The sequence below is a fragment of the Streptococcaceae bacterium ESL0687 genome (assembly GCA_029392475.1).
Classification (GTDB): Bacteria; Bacillota; Bacilli; order Lactobacillales; family Streptococcaceae; genus Floricoccus.
Map to the genome: position 1 here is coordinate 1,085,712 of CP113940.1, position 14,111 is coordinate 1,099,822.

Below are 14,111 nucleotides of genomic sequence, written 5' to 3' on the forward strand. Positions count from 1 at the left end.
AAAAAAGCTAGTTCTCCAAGAAAGAACTAACTTTTTTATTTTATCCGTGCAGTAATTTTTTTCTAATTTTAGAAGAGAAGATTTCTACTAGGAAAATTAGAAGGAATAAACCGATTAGAATGGCACCAACCTGCTTCCAGCGGTAAGCATTCATGGCAAAAATCAGCGGAGCTCCAATACCACCTGCTCCTACTAGACCAAGGATGGTCGCATCCCTTAGGTTCATATCAAAACGATATAAAAGAAGAGATAAAAAGTCAGGTTTAAGCTGCGGGATAACTCCGAAGCGGATTTTTTCAAAGGTAGAAGCACCCGAAGCCTCAAGAGATTCAAGAATTCCCTGGTCCAAATCCTCAATTGTTTCAGTAAACATTTTAGCAATCATCCCAATCGATACAAGGGCTAATGTAAGAACACCAGCTGACGCTCCAGGTCCTGTAACACGAATGAACATAAGCCCATAAACAAATGATGGAACTGTTCTAATGGCCATATTAAGACCACGCATAACAAGAGCTAAAGGTTTAGGGACAATGTTTTTAGCCGAAAGAAAGGCAATCGGTAGGGCTAAAATTGATCCAAAGAGAGTTCCAAGAACAGCGATTGCAATTGTTTCAACTAAAAGATAAGGAACTCCTTTTTTAGTAAAGTTGATCAAGAAATCAAGGTCTGGATTAATGATCCCTGAAAAAATATTCTTGGCAATAACAACCCCTTCTTTTGATAAGGGTTTAATCTGAATAACTGACAGAGACCAGACAAAGAGGGCTACAATTATTAATAAAATTAATAACAAGTATCTCTTTGAACTTTTTTCCTGGCTTAACACAGCGCTAATTGAATTATTTTTTTTATTTGTTTCCATTTTTTCTCCTTCAACCAACCTATGTTAATTTTTTACGAACAAACTGACTGATTTGCTCGATGATGGCAACTGTCACAAAGAGGACGATTAGAACCATACCTACATTGCTGTATTCACGCCATCCAATATTTTCATTAAGGATTACACCGATACCACCAGCTCCCACATATCCAAGAATGGCAGCGTAACGAACGTTACCTTCAAAGTTATAAAGTGAGGTTGAAATATAAATAGGCATCAGTTGCGGGAAGATAGTTGCCACAACAGCCTTACTTCTGCTACTTCCAAGAGCCTCAAGAGCCTCAAAGGCACCCATATCAACGGTTTCAATCTGCTCAAACAATTGTTTTCCAATGTAGCTGAAAGAAAATAGGAAAATGGCAACAGTTCCAGCAAAAGTCCCAAGTCCCCAAATGTAAGTAGCAATTAGAGCTGTTACAAGGGAAGGAAGGGTTCTAAGTGCTGTAAAGACCATTCTTACGAGACCATTGATTAATTTATTCTCCACAATATTGCTGGCAGCTAGGAAGGCAAAAGGTACAGCCAGTAGGCTTCCTAGAAGTGAGCCGATAAAACTCATTTTGATGGTATCAGCCAAGGGTTTCATAATGGCTGAAAAGTAGCTCCAGTTTGGTGGAAACATTGATACTAGAATATCAACAAATTTGTAAAGATTTTTAAAAACCTTTGAAAAATTAAAGTTTACAATATGAACTGAAAAAACAAGGAGGGCTAAAAATAGAAGGGTGTATAAGAAGGTATAAGACCTCTTTTCTACAACCACTGTTCCATCTTCAAGAACCCACTCCTTTTCCGGAAGGATACTTTTATGCTTGGCCATTTTTTACTTCCTCTTTTTGGTAAATTTCATCTAAAATATCTTGGGTAACTTCTGAACTTGGTCCATCAAAGACAATTTTACCCTTACGGATAGCAATAATACGGTCTGCATATTTAAGGGCCAAGTCCACGTGGTGAATATTAATTAGAACTGTCTTATTAAGTTCTTGGTTAATTTTTTTGAAGTTGTCCATAACTTCATTTGCAGTTACTGGGTCAAGGGCTGCTACAGGCTCATCGGCTAAAAGAATTTGAGAGTCTTGAGCAAGAGTTCTCGCAAGAGATACACGTTGTTGTTGACCACCAGAAAGCTCGTCAGTCCTTACAAAGGCCTTATCAAGAATTCCCACACGGTTAAGTGACTCAAGCGCAAGTTCCTTGTCTTTTTTTGAAAATCTTGCAAAAAGAACGTTTAAGAAACTCATGTCAGCTACACGCGCATTCAAAACATTTTTAATAACAGAAATCCTTGGTACTAGGTTGTATGATTGGAAAATCATTCCAACAGAGCGTCTAAATTTCCTTAATTCTTTTCTTTTAAGTTTTGAAATATCAACCCCGTTGACTGTTAAGCTTCCATCAGTTATATCAGTTAAACGGTTGATGGTTCTGATTAAAGTTGATTTACCAGCCCCACTTGTTCCAATGATAGCAACAAATTCACCCTGTTCAATTTCTAGGTTAATATTATCTAAACCAACCGTCCCATTTGGATAAACCTTTGAGACATTTTTCATTTCAATCATTTATGATTACTCACTCTCTTCTTTAATAATTACCTAAAAAATAGGCTGAGCAAGATGCTCCGGCCCTATTTTTTATATTACTCACTTACTTTTCAGATTTTAATAGTTTCTGAATTTTAATATCACTTTGGTAGTCTTCATCAGTTGCTTTTTCATAACCTTCATGTGAGTAAACTTTGATTACTTTTTTACCCTCATCAGTTTTCGCAAGGTTGATTAAAGCATTTTGAAGAGCTCCCTTAACTTTATCAGTCATCTTGTCAGATTTTTTAGAAACGATGATTGCGTCATTGTAAATAGGCTCAGTTACACCAATTACATTTGTTTCAGTCCAGATATCTGATTTTCCGTACTCTTCTGTCCAAGCTTTAGCAAAGTCACGTCTTGCATCTGCATAGATTGGTAAAACGTCGATTTGTCCTGAAGCTAGACGAGCAAGTCCTGATCCATATGAATCATTTTGAACTTTTGAACTTAAATCTCCAACGCTGTGGTTAACATTTTCATTTAACCATAATGATGGGTAGATGTATCCTGCTGATGAAGTTGTTGATGAAACTCCCCAGTTGGCACTATTTAAATCGTCCCAAGTTAATTTTTCACCGCTGTTAACCTTTTTAGCTAACTCTTGACCTTTTTTAGATGGTCCAGCAATGATAAGTGAACGATATGATTTAGCCTGTTTGTCAGTTGCTTCAGTTGGTTTACCGTCATTCCAGTCTTTTGCATTATCGCTATCTTTGTTTAGGCCAGCACGAGTTGCAGTTAAGATTACATCTGTATCGTCCTTATAAAGAGCATAAGTTCCTCCAGAAACCCCAAAACCAACATCCGCAGTTCCAGCACTTAGGGCTTCTCCAACAGCTTCGTAACTTGTTCCAACAGAAATGTCAACGTTTTTCACTTCGACACCTTCTTTAGCAAGCTCATCTTTAAGTAGACCACTTAAAGGACCAGTTGCCGCAACAATATCATCAGGATTCTTTGATGGTACAAACATAATTGATAGGTCATCAATCTTAGACTCGTCCTTTGAACTATCAGATGATTTTGATCCACAACCAACTAGTAGTGATGCTGCTAAGGCAAAAACTGCACCTGTTGTAAACAATTTTTTAGCTTTCATTTTAAAAAACTTTCTCCTATTTCCTCGTAAAAATTTGCTAGTTAAGTTAATTTTGTAATTAAAAAATTACATATTTATATTCCTTAAATTAAACTTATCATTCGGCTATTACATTTTACTATTATATTAGAATTTATACAACCATCTATTTTCAGAAATATTTCCATACATTCTTACAAAATAATTACATAATTTATATTTTTTTAAAAATTATTTAACCTGAGTATTTCTAGTAAAATTTCTTATCTAACTTATTTAAGCAACCAGCCGCCATCAATTGGGATAATATTGCCATGCATATAGCTGGCTTTGCCCGATGCTAAAAAGATGGTTAGATCAGCCACCTCTTGAGGCTGGGCCCAGCGGCCCACGGGTGTTTCATCAGCCACCCACTGGGCCATTTTACCGTCTCCAGCAAAGTCTTCTACTGTCATACCCGTCTGGATGGCTCCTGGGGCAATCCCGAAGATTTGAACGCCAGACCGGGCATAATCGAGGGCCAGCTGCTTGGTGAAGCCAGCTAGGGCATGCTTACTTGACGTGTAGGCAGCGCCCCCACCACCTGCAACCAGGCTTGCGATACTTGCCATATTGATGATTACACCAGACTTCCTGTCAATCATGCCGGGCAGGATGGCCCGGGTCAGGCGGACTGCAGCCAAGAAGTTGACCTCAAAGACTTGTGCGAACTCCATTTCTGTTTGCTCTAAAAGGGGTTTATAGGCATCCAGAACCCCTGCCGTATTGCAGAGGATGTCGATTGCTGGAAGCCTTCCAACTAGATCTTCAAGTTCCCCTGTGGTTACATCAAGCTGGTGGAAGACAAAGTTTTCGTGAACGAGATCTGCCAGATTTTTATCCAGCCCGTAGACCTTATAGCCCTCAGCAAGAAAGGCAGCGACCTGAGCCCTGCCTATTCCACTTGCTGCTCCTGTTACGAGCACATTTTTTTGAACATTCTTAGTCATTGACAAGAACCCAGTCTGTTGCTAGGACGTCACAGGGAGTTGGTGACCACATTGAGTAGCCTTCACCCTCACCTGTAACATTGATTAGGAAGTAGGGGGTAACGGTAAGTTTTTCCCCGGTTTCCAGAGTGATGCTGTCATAGAGCTTGACGAAGTTTTCAGCTCCACCCCAGCCTGTACGGACAAACTTTTGACCGGCCTTTAAATCCGGTAGAATTTCTTCAAAAGTCATAGCTTAACCTACAATCGATCCGTTTGCCACGTCTGGTGCTTCAACCAGGCGAAGACTTCCGTCAGCGTCTTCAGCTGAAAGAATCATCCCTTGAGAGATATGACCCATCATCTTACGTGGTTTTAAATTGGCTACGATTTGTAGTTTCTTACCAACTAATTCTTCTGGATTTGGATAATATTTAGCAATTCCTGAAAGGATTTGGCGGTGGCCCTCGTCTCCTGCATCCAGGCGGAATTTAAGCAGTTTGTCAGACCCTTCAACAGGCTCTACTGCGATAACTTCAGCAGTCTTGATTTCTACTGCGTCGAAGTCTTCGAACTTAACCCTTTTCTCTTTGGCTGAAACAAGTTTTGTATCTTCGGGTACGAAAACATCTTCTTCCTCAGTTTTAGATGGCAGGCCTGCGCGCATTTGATCCTTGATGTATTCTACTTCTTCAGCTGCATCGAGACGTGGGAAGATTGGTGTTCCCTTAGCAACTACAGTTGAGTTGGCTGGGATTTTACCGAATGCTAGGTTTTCATAGTTTTCTTCAAATTCAAGACCCAGTTGCTCAAAGATTTTTCTTGGAGCGTGAGTAAGAATTGGTTGAAGAAGAAGGGCTGCAATACGTAGGCTTTCAGCCAGGTGAACCATTACTGAATCAAGTTCAGCCTTTTTAGATTCATCTTTAGCTAGCACCCAAGGAGCAGTTTCATCGATGTACTTGTTGGCACGGCGGATAAGCACCCAAACAGCATCAAGGGCTTGTGAGAACTCATTACGATCCATGGCTGCATGGTAGTCAGCGATAGCTTGAGTTGCTACTTCACGAAGTTGTCCGTCAAAGTCAGTAACATCTCCCTTGTATTCAGGGATTATTCCACCATCATATTTGTTGATCATGGCGATTGTACGGTTAAGAAGGTTTCCAAGGTCGTTTGCTAGATCATAGTTGATGCGGTCGATGAAGTCTTCTGGTGTAAACTGTCCGTCGTTTTCAAGAGTTATAGCACGAGCTAAATAATAGCGAAGGGCATCTAGGCCGTAACGCTCAACAAGCATTTCTGGGTATACTACATTTCCTTTAGACTTAGACATTTTTCCATCTTTCATGACTAGCCATCCGTGAGCTAGAACCATTTTTGGAAGAGGAAGATCTAGAGCCATGAGCATGATTGGCCAGTAAATAGTGTGGAAACGGGCGATTTCTTTAGCAATCATGTGGACATCAGCTGGCCAGAATTTCTTGAAGTTTTCGTCGTTTTCAGTACCGTAGCCAAGAACAGTGATGTAGTTTAAAAGGGCATCAATCCACACGTAAACCACGTGTTTAGGATTACTTGGTACCTTAACACCCCAAGAGTATGAAGTACGGGTAACCGCAAGATCTTCAAGTCCTGGTTTAATGAAGTTGTTGATCATCTCATTCTTACGGAATTCTGGTGTAATGAAGTTAGGATTTTCCTCATAGTATTCAAGCAGACGGTCAGCATACTTGCTCATTTTAAAGAAGTAAGACTCTTCTTTTACTAGTTCAACTTCATTTCCGCTTGGGGCAATACCACCGATAATTTTTCCATTTTCATCGCGGAAGACTTCAGCCAGTTGGCTCTCAGTAAAGTATTCTTCGTCTGATACTGAGTACCATCCTTCATATTCACCCAGGTAGATGTCACCTTGAGCCAGAAGTTGTTCGAAAACTTTTCCTACCACTTCTTCGTGGTCAGCGTCAGTTGTACGAATGAAACGGTCATTTGTGATTTCTAGCAGTTTCCAAAGGTCTTGCATTCCTTTAGCCATACCGTCCACATATTCCTGAGGCGAGATTCCTTGTTCAAGGGCTTTTTGTTCAATTTTTTGCCCGTGTTCGTCTGTCCCTGTTGAGTAGAAGACGTCAAAGCCCATTAAACGTTTATAACGAGCCAAGATGTCGCAAAGTACAGTTGAGCAGGCATTCCCGATATGTAACTTCCCTGATGGGTAGTAAATAGGAGTTGTTATATAGTATGTTTTGTTTGTCATGTTCCCTCCAAAAAAATCATTTTGAATCCATTATAACACAATCCCAGACTAATTTTTGTTATAATTGTGGGGATATTAAAAAATGAAATGGATGACTATAAATGAAACTTATATCATGGAATATTGATTCCTTAAATGCAGGGCTTACTGCTAGTTCTGACCGCGGAAAAATGACCTTTGGGGTCTTAGAAGATATTGCCCAAATGAAGCCTGATGTTTTAGGTCTTCAGGAAACCAAATTAAAGGATACCGGTCCCACCAAGCAACACCTTAAAATTTTAAATGAACTTTTCCCAGACTATGAAATTGTCTGGTCATCTAGTCATGAACCTGCCCGCAAGGGATACTCTGGTACCATGTTCCTTTATAAAAAAGAACTTCAACCAAAGGCTCATTTCCCTCAAATTGGAGCCCCTTCAACCATGGATGATGAAGGGCGAATTATCACCCTTGAATTTGATAATTTCTACCTGACAGAGGTTTACACACCCAATGCTGGAACTGATCTCAAACGTCTACCTGAACGTGAAATTTGGGATGACCACTACAGGGCCTACCTTCAAGGGCTGGACAAGGATAAGCCGGTTCTGGCCTGCGGGGATTTTAATGTAGCCCACGAAGAAATTGACCTTAAAAATCCTGCCAGCAATAGAAAATCAGCCGGTTTCACAATTGAAGAAAGGACTAAATTTACAAGTCTTTTAGCTGCTGGTTTTACCGACACCTTCAGGTACCTTCATGGAAATATTCCAGACCAATATACTTGGTGGGCCCAAAGGAGCAAGACCAGCAAAATCAATAATTCTGGTTGGAGAATTGACTACTGGCTTGTCAGCAATCGTCTGGCTGATAAGGTTGAAGAATCAGCTATGATTAATAGTGGTGATAGGCAGGACCACACTCCAGTAATCCTTGAAATTAATCTTTAGTAAAAAGCAAAAAGCTAGGACATATCCTAGCTTTTTTATAATTCATAGGCCTTGCGGTAGCCAATTTGTTCGACCTTATCTCCTTCAAGAAGGATTGGCCTTTTAATAAGCATCCCGTCACTGGCAAGAAGTTTACTGGCTTCCTCAATAGACATGGCAGCCACCTTGTCTTTAAGCCCAAGTTCCCGGTATTTCATTCCGCTGGTATTGAAAAACTTTTTCTTATCCAGACCACTTTCCTTGATCCAAGCTTCAATTGTTTCGCTAGTTGGTGGATTTTCCTTAAGATCTATTTTTTTATAGTCAATTCCAAGATCCTTGAGGTCTTTTTCTGCCTTTTTACAGGTTGAGCATTTGCTATAGCAATAAAATGTATACATGTCTTCTCCTATCAGCCGTCCTAACAAGTCATCCATTATGACCTGTATTCTAGCCAGGTTTTCTTTAAAAATTCTAAGTTCAAGTCGCTTGTACTTGCGACAATAGGAATATCATACCCTAAATTTTTAGAATTTCCAACACCTAGAGGAAGGGCACCAGATTTTTTGATGGCTTCAATACCTGCCTTAGCATCTTCAATACCAATGGCCATACTCGCCTGGATTCCAAGGCCCCTTGCTGCTTCAAGAAAAATATCAGGCGCAGGTTTTCCAGCAGCAATTTTATTAGGATCTGCAATGGCATCAAAATAAGAAAGGAGATTCATTTTGGCAAGAAGGACAGGACCATTTTTACTGGCAGAAGCTAGGGCAATCTTAAAATTATTTTTCTTTAAATCCTTTAAAAGAGGGAGAATGCCAGGATAGACATCCTTAGGCCCAATTTGTTCAATCAGGCTTACATAAATCTCATTCTTCTCCCAGGTAAGCTTTTTAAATTCTTCAGGAGAAACGGAATTTTCCAGGCCAGCTCTTTTTAAGATAAGCCTTAGGGAATCCTCCCTTGATATGCCCTTTAGTTCTTCATTAAAATCCTCGTCAATCTTAATTCCCAGCCTATCAGCAAGCTCCTTCCAGGCTAAATAATGGTAGTGGGCCGTGTCGGTAATGACCCCGTCTAAATCAAACAATACACCTTCAAACATAATTTTAACCCTCTTTACTAACCCTCTTTACTAACCTTCTTTATTAACCCTCTTTATTATTCAAATTTTCTCTTAGCTCAGTCTTATAATAATCCTCAAGGAAAATCTTTTCACCATATAACTCAAGTTCTAAGGGTTCACCGCCTAAAAGACTAAGTCTTAAATCTTCAGCAATCTCAACCTTTAAAAGACGCCCCCGGTAGTTGATGTGGAAGAAATATCCCTCCCAGCCAGCTGGTAAGAAAGGAGCAAAGGACAGTCTTCCCTCCCAGGTCTTCATTTGGGCAAAACCTTGTACAATGGCCAACCAAGAACCAGTCATTGAGGTTATATGAAGGCCATCTTCTGTGTCATTATTAAAGTTATCAAGATCAAGCCTGGCTGTCCGTTCATACATTTGGAGGGCTTTTTCTTCCATGCCAAGTTCAGCCGCTAAAATACTATGAATTGAAGGGCTCAAAGAACTTTCATGGACTGTCATAGGCTCATAGAAGGCAAAGTTCCTTCTTTTTTCCTCCAGGCTGTACTTATTACCAAAAAAGTAAATTCCTTGCAGCACATCGGCCTGCTTAATAAAAGGACTTCTTAGTATTTTATCCCAAGACCAATTTTGATTAAGGGGTAAATCCTTTGGATCAAGGGCTGATACCGGACGTAAATCCTTGTCTAAAAAAGTATCATGCTGCACAAAAATACCTAAATCTTCATCAGAAGGCAGATACATTTTTTCAATAATATCCTGCCACTTTTCAAGCTCACCAGGCTCTACTGCAAGATCTGGCCTCGGATACTTATCAAGGGCTTCCATGGTATAGCTTAAAACCCAGCGGGCCAAGGTATTGGTATACCAGTTGTTATTAACATTATTTTCGTATTCATTGGGTCCTGTTACTCCGTGAATCATGTAGCAGTCTTTTCTCTTAGAATAGTGGACCCTATCTGCCCAAAAGCGTGAGATTTCAACCAATACCTCAAGACCTTCATGGGCCAAATAATTTTCATCTCCAGTATAATTACTGTAATTATAAATAGCATAGGCAATGGCACCATTCCTGTGAATTTCTTCAAAGGTTATTTCCCATTCATTGTGGCACTCAACCCCGTTAAAGGTAACCATCGGATAAAGGGCACCAGCAAGTCCCTGCATCCGCGCATTATGCTTGGCTTCCTCAAGTTGCCTCCTCCGGTATTTTAAAAGATTAAGGCTTACCTTTTCATCTGCTAGTGAAAGATAGAGGGGAATGGCGTAGGCTTCTGTATCCCAGTAGGTTGCTCCCCCGTATTTTTCACCGGTAAAACCTTTGGGACCAATATTTAAACGGTCATCATCCCCGTAATAAGTAGAAAAAAGTTGAAAGAGATTGAAGCGAATACCCTGTTGGGCCCTATCATCAGAAGCCTTAATGGTCACATCAGCATGCCGCCAGCGCTCCTCCCAAGCCTTGACTTGGTCTTCATAATGTTGATCATAACTGACCTGGTTGATTTTTTGACTGATTGCCTTATTGGCTAGTAGATTATCATTAAAGTTTTTGTAATCCCTGCTAGTTGTTAGGACAACCCTTTTTTCAAAAACAAGACTTTCTCCAGGAAAAATTTTTTGGGCAAAATAATCAACCACCTCTTTTTCCTTGCTATCCTGCCTAGTTAGGGTAAAATCTCCCTGGTAACTTTGACTGGCAATCACGGTAAATTGTTCAATTCCAAAAGGATTTTCCTTGGTTTCTGTAGCCAGCCAAGAACTCCTACCCTCACTTCCAAGACCAAGAATCTGCCAGAAGCTCTCTTCATAGTTTGAATCCTCATTTGTCACATCACCATCGATTGAACTTTCAAGCTTAAGATCATGTTCCCTGTCATCAACAACCTCAAAATTAAAGGCAAAACTTGCAAATTCCTTGGTTGCTAAAGAAAAGAATCGTTCAACACTAATTCTAAGGCCTGAAAAAATATAGCTATAAGATAAGATTCCCTTCTTTAAATCAAGATTAAGGGAAAAATCATCCAAGGAGTCCTTATAAAGATCAATTTCATGACCATCAATAAGTAGGTTTAGCTTGCTAAAATTTAAGGCATTAATGGCCTTACCAAAATACTCTGGATAACCATTTTTCCACCAACCAACCCGTGTTTTATCAGGAAACCAGACCCCTCCAATGTAAGTTCCTTGGTGCATGTCTCCTGAGTATTTTTCAGAAAAATTCCCCCTCATCCCCATGTAACCGTTACCAATCGAGGTCAAACTTTCCTGAAGTCTTCTCCTGGTCTTTTCAATCCTCCTTGAACTCACATCCCACGGTTTTACCTCCATTATTCCCTTGATCTCTTTCATAAGCCCCTCCTTAAATCTTTGTGATAAGTTTATCCTATCAATTAGCACAATAAATTTCAAATATCTAACTAAAAAAAGATGACCTAGGTCATCTTTCATATAATCGGTATTCAAAAGGATCAAGATCCATCTTAGAAGATAGGGGCTTTAGACCTGTCTGATCAAGGGTCAATTCTTTAAAACCTTCAAAATCATTAAAACTAGTACTTGTAGGGGTAGCTGATAGATTGACTAGAACCAGAAGTTCCCGTCCCTCATGGCTTCTCTTGTAAGAAAAAATTTGTGGATTTTCCCGGTCATAAAATTCGATACTTCCTTCTGAAATTTCCTTTCTTTCGTGTTTTAAGGAAATTAATTTCTTATATAGACTTAGAAGAGATTTGGGATCATGTTCATTTTCTGCCACATTAATTTCCCGGTAGTTAGGGTTAAGAGGGAACCACGGTTTGGCGCTGGTAAATCCTGCTTCTAGCTGGTTAGTCCACTGCATGGGAGTCCTTGAATTGTCCCGGCTGACTACAGCTACACGAGTTAGGGAATCTTTTGGATCCAAGCCTTCTTTCAATAGGGCTTCATAGTAGTTGCGAGATTCAGGAGCTTCAAATTGATTGATATTTTCAAAGGGAAAATTAGTCATCCCAATTTCTTGTCCCTGATAAATAAAGGGGGTTCCCCTTAAAAGCATGTAGTGCACGGCTAGGGCCTTGGCCGACTGTAGGCTTCCGTCGCCAAAGACATCAATGGATCTTGGGTTATCATGATTTTCAATGTAAAGGGCGTTCCAACCTTCTTCTGATAGGTCCTCCTGCCAGCGAATGATGGTCTCCTTATAGACTTTAAGGTCTATCTTATTATTGGGATTATTTTCTTCCTTGGCATTATGTTCCAGCTCAAAGATCATATCAATATAGCCTTTTGAACCAGTCCAGCTTCTTGCAGCCTTACTGGTCACCCCACTTGCTTCACCAACGGTAAGGGCCCCGTAATCATCAAAAATTTCCTTAATCTTAAGCATGTACTCTTCAATCCCGCGTACATTCATAAAAGGTTCCCAGGGATCATTTCCGTGAGGTCCTTTGATTTCAAAGGACCAGTCCTCCTTCTGAATATGGCTTATGGCATCAAGTCTAAAACCGTCAATCCCAAGATCCAGCCACCAACGAATCATCTGATAGATTTCTTCCCTTAGTTTAGGGTTTTTCCAGTTAAGGTCCGGCTGTTCCTTGGCAAAAACATGAAAATAGGCTTGCCCAGTCTGATCATCATAGGTCCAGGTGCTACCGCCGAAGAAGGATTTCCAGTCATTGGGCATCTTGTCAGGCTCTGCATCCTCCCAGTGGTAATAGTCCCTGTAAGGATTATCCTTTGATTTTTTACTTTCAAGAAACCAGGGATGTTGGTCAGAGGTATGATTAATGACAAGATCCATGATTAACTTAATTCCAAGCGCGTGGGCTTCTTTTATTAGTTTTTTCAAATCATCTAAAGTCCCAAACATTTGGTCAACCTGGTAAAAATCAGATATATCGTAGCCCCCATCTACTTGCGGGCTTTTATAAAGGGGATTAAGCCAGATAAAATCAATCCCCAAGTCACTCAGATAGGGAAGTTTTTCAATAATTCCTGAAATATCCCCCATCCCATCTGCATTACTGTCTTTAAAGGATTTGGGATAAATCTGATAACCGACTAGAGATTTAAAATCATTCCTTGTTTTTTTCATGGTAGTCCCTCTCTTTTTCCTCCCAAAACTCCTTGTCCTCTTCAGTTAATTCCCTAAGAATTCGGGCTGGATTTCCTACAGCAATCACATTATCTGGAATGTCTCTTGTTACAACAGAACCTGATCCAATAATGGTATTTTTACCAATTTTTACACCAGGATTTACCGTAACATTTGCTCCCAGCCATGAACCATCCCCAATTTCAATTGAGTGAGCAAGTTCAAGATGACGATTGCGTACTCCAGCGTCAAGGGGATGGGTTGCCGTAATCAGGCTGACCCTTGGGCCAAACATAACATTTTTTCCAATCTTGATTGGTGCAACATCTAAGAAAACACAGTCCAGATTGGCATAAAAACCTTCTCCAATATGGATATTGAAACCGTAATCCACATAAAGGGGAGGATTGACATAAAGTTTTTCACCCGTTGAACCAAAAAGTTCTTTTTCTAGGCGGACAATCTCTTCAGTATCAAGAATGGAAGTTTGATTTATTTGTTGGGCTAGGGCGCGTCCCGGGGCCGAAGAATACTCAGGCTCTAAATTTCTTCCATAGTAAAGTTGCCCCGTAATCATTTTTTCATATTCTGTTTTCATGTCATCTCCTCAAAAGTCATTTTATAGCTATTAATAAATAATTATAGCTGGTAAATTTCCTTTAATGGTATCATGTAAACGTTTGCTGTTCAAGTAAAATATGAATGCTGGGAGACAATTTAGGATTTGAGATTGGCCATAAAAATGATAGAATAGGATGGTATTTGACTGAATATATTATATTGAAATTGATGAAAATTAAATTAATTTGTATTTGGTCCTGAAATAAACATTGGGCAACTAGTTTTGCCATCACTAAAAGGAGAAAAACTATCATGATGAACATGCAAAAGATGATGAAGGAAGCTCAAAAGCTTCAAAAGCAAATGCAAGTATCGCAAGAGGAGCTTGCTAAAACCACATTTACAGGAAGCTCAGCTCAGGACCTTGTTGTGGTTGAATTCTCTGGTGACAAGGTACTTAAAAACATCTCAATCAAGGAAGAATTAGTAGATCCTGAAGATGTAGATACTCTTGAAGACATGATTGCTGATGCCATTAATAAGGCCCTAACTGAGGTAGATAAGGCTACTGAAAGCAAGATGGGTAAATTCGCAAAAAACCTTCCATTCTAAATAATTAAACTAAGAAAATCGCACCCGCTACATCCCCAGAGGGTGCTTTTTTGTACACAAAAAAACTGCCCCTAGGCAGTTTTGAT

At 39.9% G+C, this 14,111-nt stretch carries 14 protein-coding genes; 2 read left to right on the forward strand and 12 right to left on the reverse strand.

Translation table 11 applies throughout. The features are described from left to right. Window positions 1–40 precede the first annotated feature (40 nt). The 7 genes from phnE (OZX60_05360) to metG form a co-directional block, all read right to left on the reverse strand. Window positions 41–865 carry a phosphonate ABC transporter, permease protein PhnE gene (gene phnE, locus OZX60_05360; GenBank protein WEV44865.1) on the reverse strand — a complete coding sequence of 275 codons (825 nt, stop codon included), beginning with the start codon at window positions 863–865 and terminating at the stop codon, window positions 41–43. Between the two features lie 19 nt (window positions 866–884). Then, a complete protein-coding gene (gene phnE / locus OZX60_05365; protein WEV44866.1) occupies window positions 885–1,706 on the reverse strand; it encodes a phosphonate ABC transporter, permease protein PhnE in 822 nt (273 codons plus the stop codon). Beyond that, window positions 1,693–2,451: a phosphonate ABC transporter ATP-binding protein gene (gene phnC / locus OZX60_05370; protein WEV44867.1), complete on the reverse strand. Its 759-nt coding sequence runs from the start codon at window positions 2,449–2,451 to the stop codon at window positions 1,693–1,695. Before phnC ends, phnE (OZX60_05365) begins: the two co-directional genes overlap by 14 nt. 85 nt (window positions 2,452–2,536) lie before the next feature. After that, a complete protein-coding gene (locus tag OZX60_05375; protein WEV44868.1) occupies window positions 2,537–3,577 on the reverse strand; it encodes a PhnD/SsuA/transferrin family substrate-binding protein in 1,041 nt (346 codons plus the stop codon). Window positions 3,578–3,828: 251 nt separating this feature from the next. Then, window positions 3,829–4,545, reverse strand: coding sequence for a 3-oxoacyl-ACP reductase (locus OZX60_05380; protein ID WEV44869.1), 717 nt, complete (start codon window positions 4,543–4,545; stop codon window positions 3,829–3,831). Next, on the reverse strand, window positions 4,538–4,777 hold the full coding sequence (locus tag OZX60_05385) for a DUF2829 domain-containing protein (GenBank protein ID WEV44870.1): 240 nt from the start codon (window positions 4,775–4,777) through the stop codon (window positions 4,538–4,540). The genes OZX60_05380 and OZX60_05385 overlap by 8 nt, the downstream gene beginning before the upstream one ends. A gap of 3 nt (window positions 4,778–4,780) precedes the next feature. Then, the gene (metG, locus tag OZX60_05390) at window positions 4,781–6,784 is read right to left on the reverse strand and encodes a methionine--tRNA ligase (GenBank protein WEV44871.1); all 2,004 of its coding nucleotides are present in this window, start codon (window positions 6,782–6,784) and stop codon (window positions 4,781–4,783) included. Window positions 6,785–6,885: 101 nt separating this feature from the next. Here metG and OZX60_05395 point away from each other — a divergent pair, with 101 nt between their 5' ends. Then, the gene (locus tag OZX60_05395) at window positions 6,886–7,713 is read left to right on the forward strand and encodes an exodeoxyribonuclease III (protein WEV44872.1); all 828 of its coding nucleotides are present in this window, start codon (window positions 6,886–6,888) and stop codon (window positions 7,711–7,713) included. 35 nt (window positions 7,714–7,748) lie between these two features. Here the strand turns inward: OZX60_05395 and OZX60_05400 are convergent, their stop codons facing one another. From OZX60_05400 to OZX60_05420, 5 genes are all read right to left on the reverse strand, one after another. Then, window positions 7,749–8,093, reverse strand: coding sequence for an arsenate reductase family protein (locus tag OZX60_05400; protein ID WEV44873.1), 345 nt, complete (start codon window positions 8,091–8,093; stop codon window positions 7,749–7,751). Between the two features lie 35 nt (window positions 8,094–8,128). Then, window positions 8,129–8,797: a beta-phosphoglucomutase gene (gene pgmB / locus OZX60_05405; GenBank protein ID WEV44874.1), complete on the reverse strand. Its 669-nt coding sequence runs from the start codon at window positions 8,795–8,797 to the stop codon at window positions 8,129–8,131. A gap of 43 nt (window positions 8,798–8,840) precedes the next feature. Further along, window positions 8,841–11,129: a glycoside hydrolase family 65 protein gene (locus tag OZX60_05410; GenBank protein WEV44875.1), complete on the reverse strand. Its 2,289-nt coding sequence runs from the start codon at window positions 11,127–11,129 to the stop codon at window positions 8,841–8,843. An 88-nt stretch (window positions 11,130–11,217) separates the two neighbouring features. Further along, window positions 11,218–12,852: an alpha-glucosidase gene (locus tag OZX60_05415; protein ID WEV44876.1), complete on the reverse strand. Its 1,635-nt coding sequence runs from the start codon at window positions 12,850–12,852 to the stop codon at window positions 11,218–11,220. After that, window positions 12,833–13,450: a sugar O-acetyltransferase gene (locus tag OZX60_05420; GenBank protein ID WEV44877.1), complete on the reverse strand. Its 618-nt coding sequence runs from the start codon at window positions 13,448–13,450 to the stop codon at window positions 12,833–12,835. The genes OZX60_05415 and OZX60_05420 overlap by 20 nt, the downstream gene beginning before the upstream one ends. A 275-nt stretch (window positions 13,451–13,725) precedes the next feature. Between OZX60_05420 and OZX60_05425 the strand changes: the two genes are divergently transcribed. Further along, window positions 13,726–14,025, forward strand: a complete 300-nt coding sequence (locus OZX60_05425; GenBank protein ID WEV44878.1) for a YbaB/EbfC family nucleoid-associated protein — start codon at window positions 13,726–13,728, stop codon at window positions 14,023–14,025. Window positions 14,026–14,111 lie beyond the last annotated feature (86 nt).

Bases quoted from the DNA above. Each gene is read 5' to 3' on its own strand.
- OZX60_05415 (WEV44876.1), bottom strand. From the start codon at position 12,852: ATGAAAAAAACAAGGAATGATTTTAAATCTCTAGTCGGTTATCAGATT.
- OZX60_05380 (WEV44869.1), bottom strand. From the start codon at position 4,545: ATGACTAAGAATGTTCAAAAAAATGTGCTCGTAACAGGAGCAGCAAGT.
- OZX60_05395 (WEV44872.1), top strand. From the start codon at position 6,886: ATGAAACTTATATCATGGAATATTGATTCCTTAAATGCAGGGCTTACT.
- OZX60_05425 (WEV44878.1), top strand. From the start codon at position 13,726: ATGATGAACATGCAAAAGATGATGAAGGAAGCTCAAAAGCTTCAAAAG.
- phnC (WEV44867.1), bottom strand. From the start codon at position 2,451: ATGATTGAAATGAAAAATGTCTCAAAGGTTTATCCAAATGGGACGGTT.
- phnE (WEV44865.1), bottom strand. From the start codon at position 865: ATGGAAACAAATAAAAAAAATAATTCAATTAGCGCTGTGTTAAGCCAG.
- pgmB (WEV44874.1), bottom strand. From the start codon at position 8,797: ATGTTTGAAGGTGTATTGTTTGATTTAGACGGGGTCATTACCGACACG.
- OZX60_05385 (WEV44870.1), bottom strand. From the start codon at position 4,777: ATGACTTTTGAAGAAATTCTACCGGATTTAAAGGCCGGTCAAAAGTTT.
- phnE (WEV44866.1), bottom strand. From the start codon at position 1,706: ATGGCCAAGCATAAAAGTATCCTTCCGGAAAAGGAGTGGGTTCTTGAA.
- OZX60_05410 (WEV44875.1), bottom strand. From the start codon at position 11,129: ATGAAAGAGATCAAGGGAATAATGGAGGTAAAACCGTGGGATGTGAGT.
- metG (WEV44871.1), bottom strand. From the start codon at position 6,784: ATGACAAACAAAACATACTATATAACAACTCCTATTTACTACCCATCA.
- OZX60_05420 (WEV44877.1), bottom strand. From the start codon at position 13,450: ATGAAAACAGAATATGAAAAAATGATTACGGGGCAACTTTACTATGGA.
- OZX60_05375 (WEV44868.1), bottom strand. From the start codon at position 3,577: ATGAAAGCTAAAAAATTGTTTACAACAGGTGCAGTTTTTGCCTTAGCA.
- OZX60_05400 (WEV44873.1), bottom strand. From the start codon at position 8,093: ATGTATACATTTTATTGCTATAGCAAATGCTCAACCTGTAAAAAGGCA.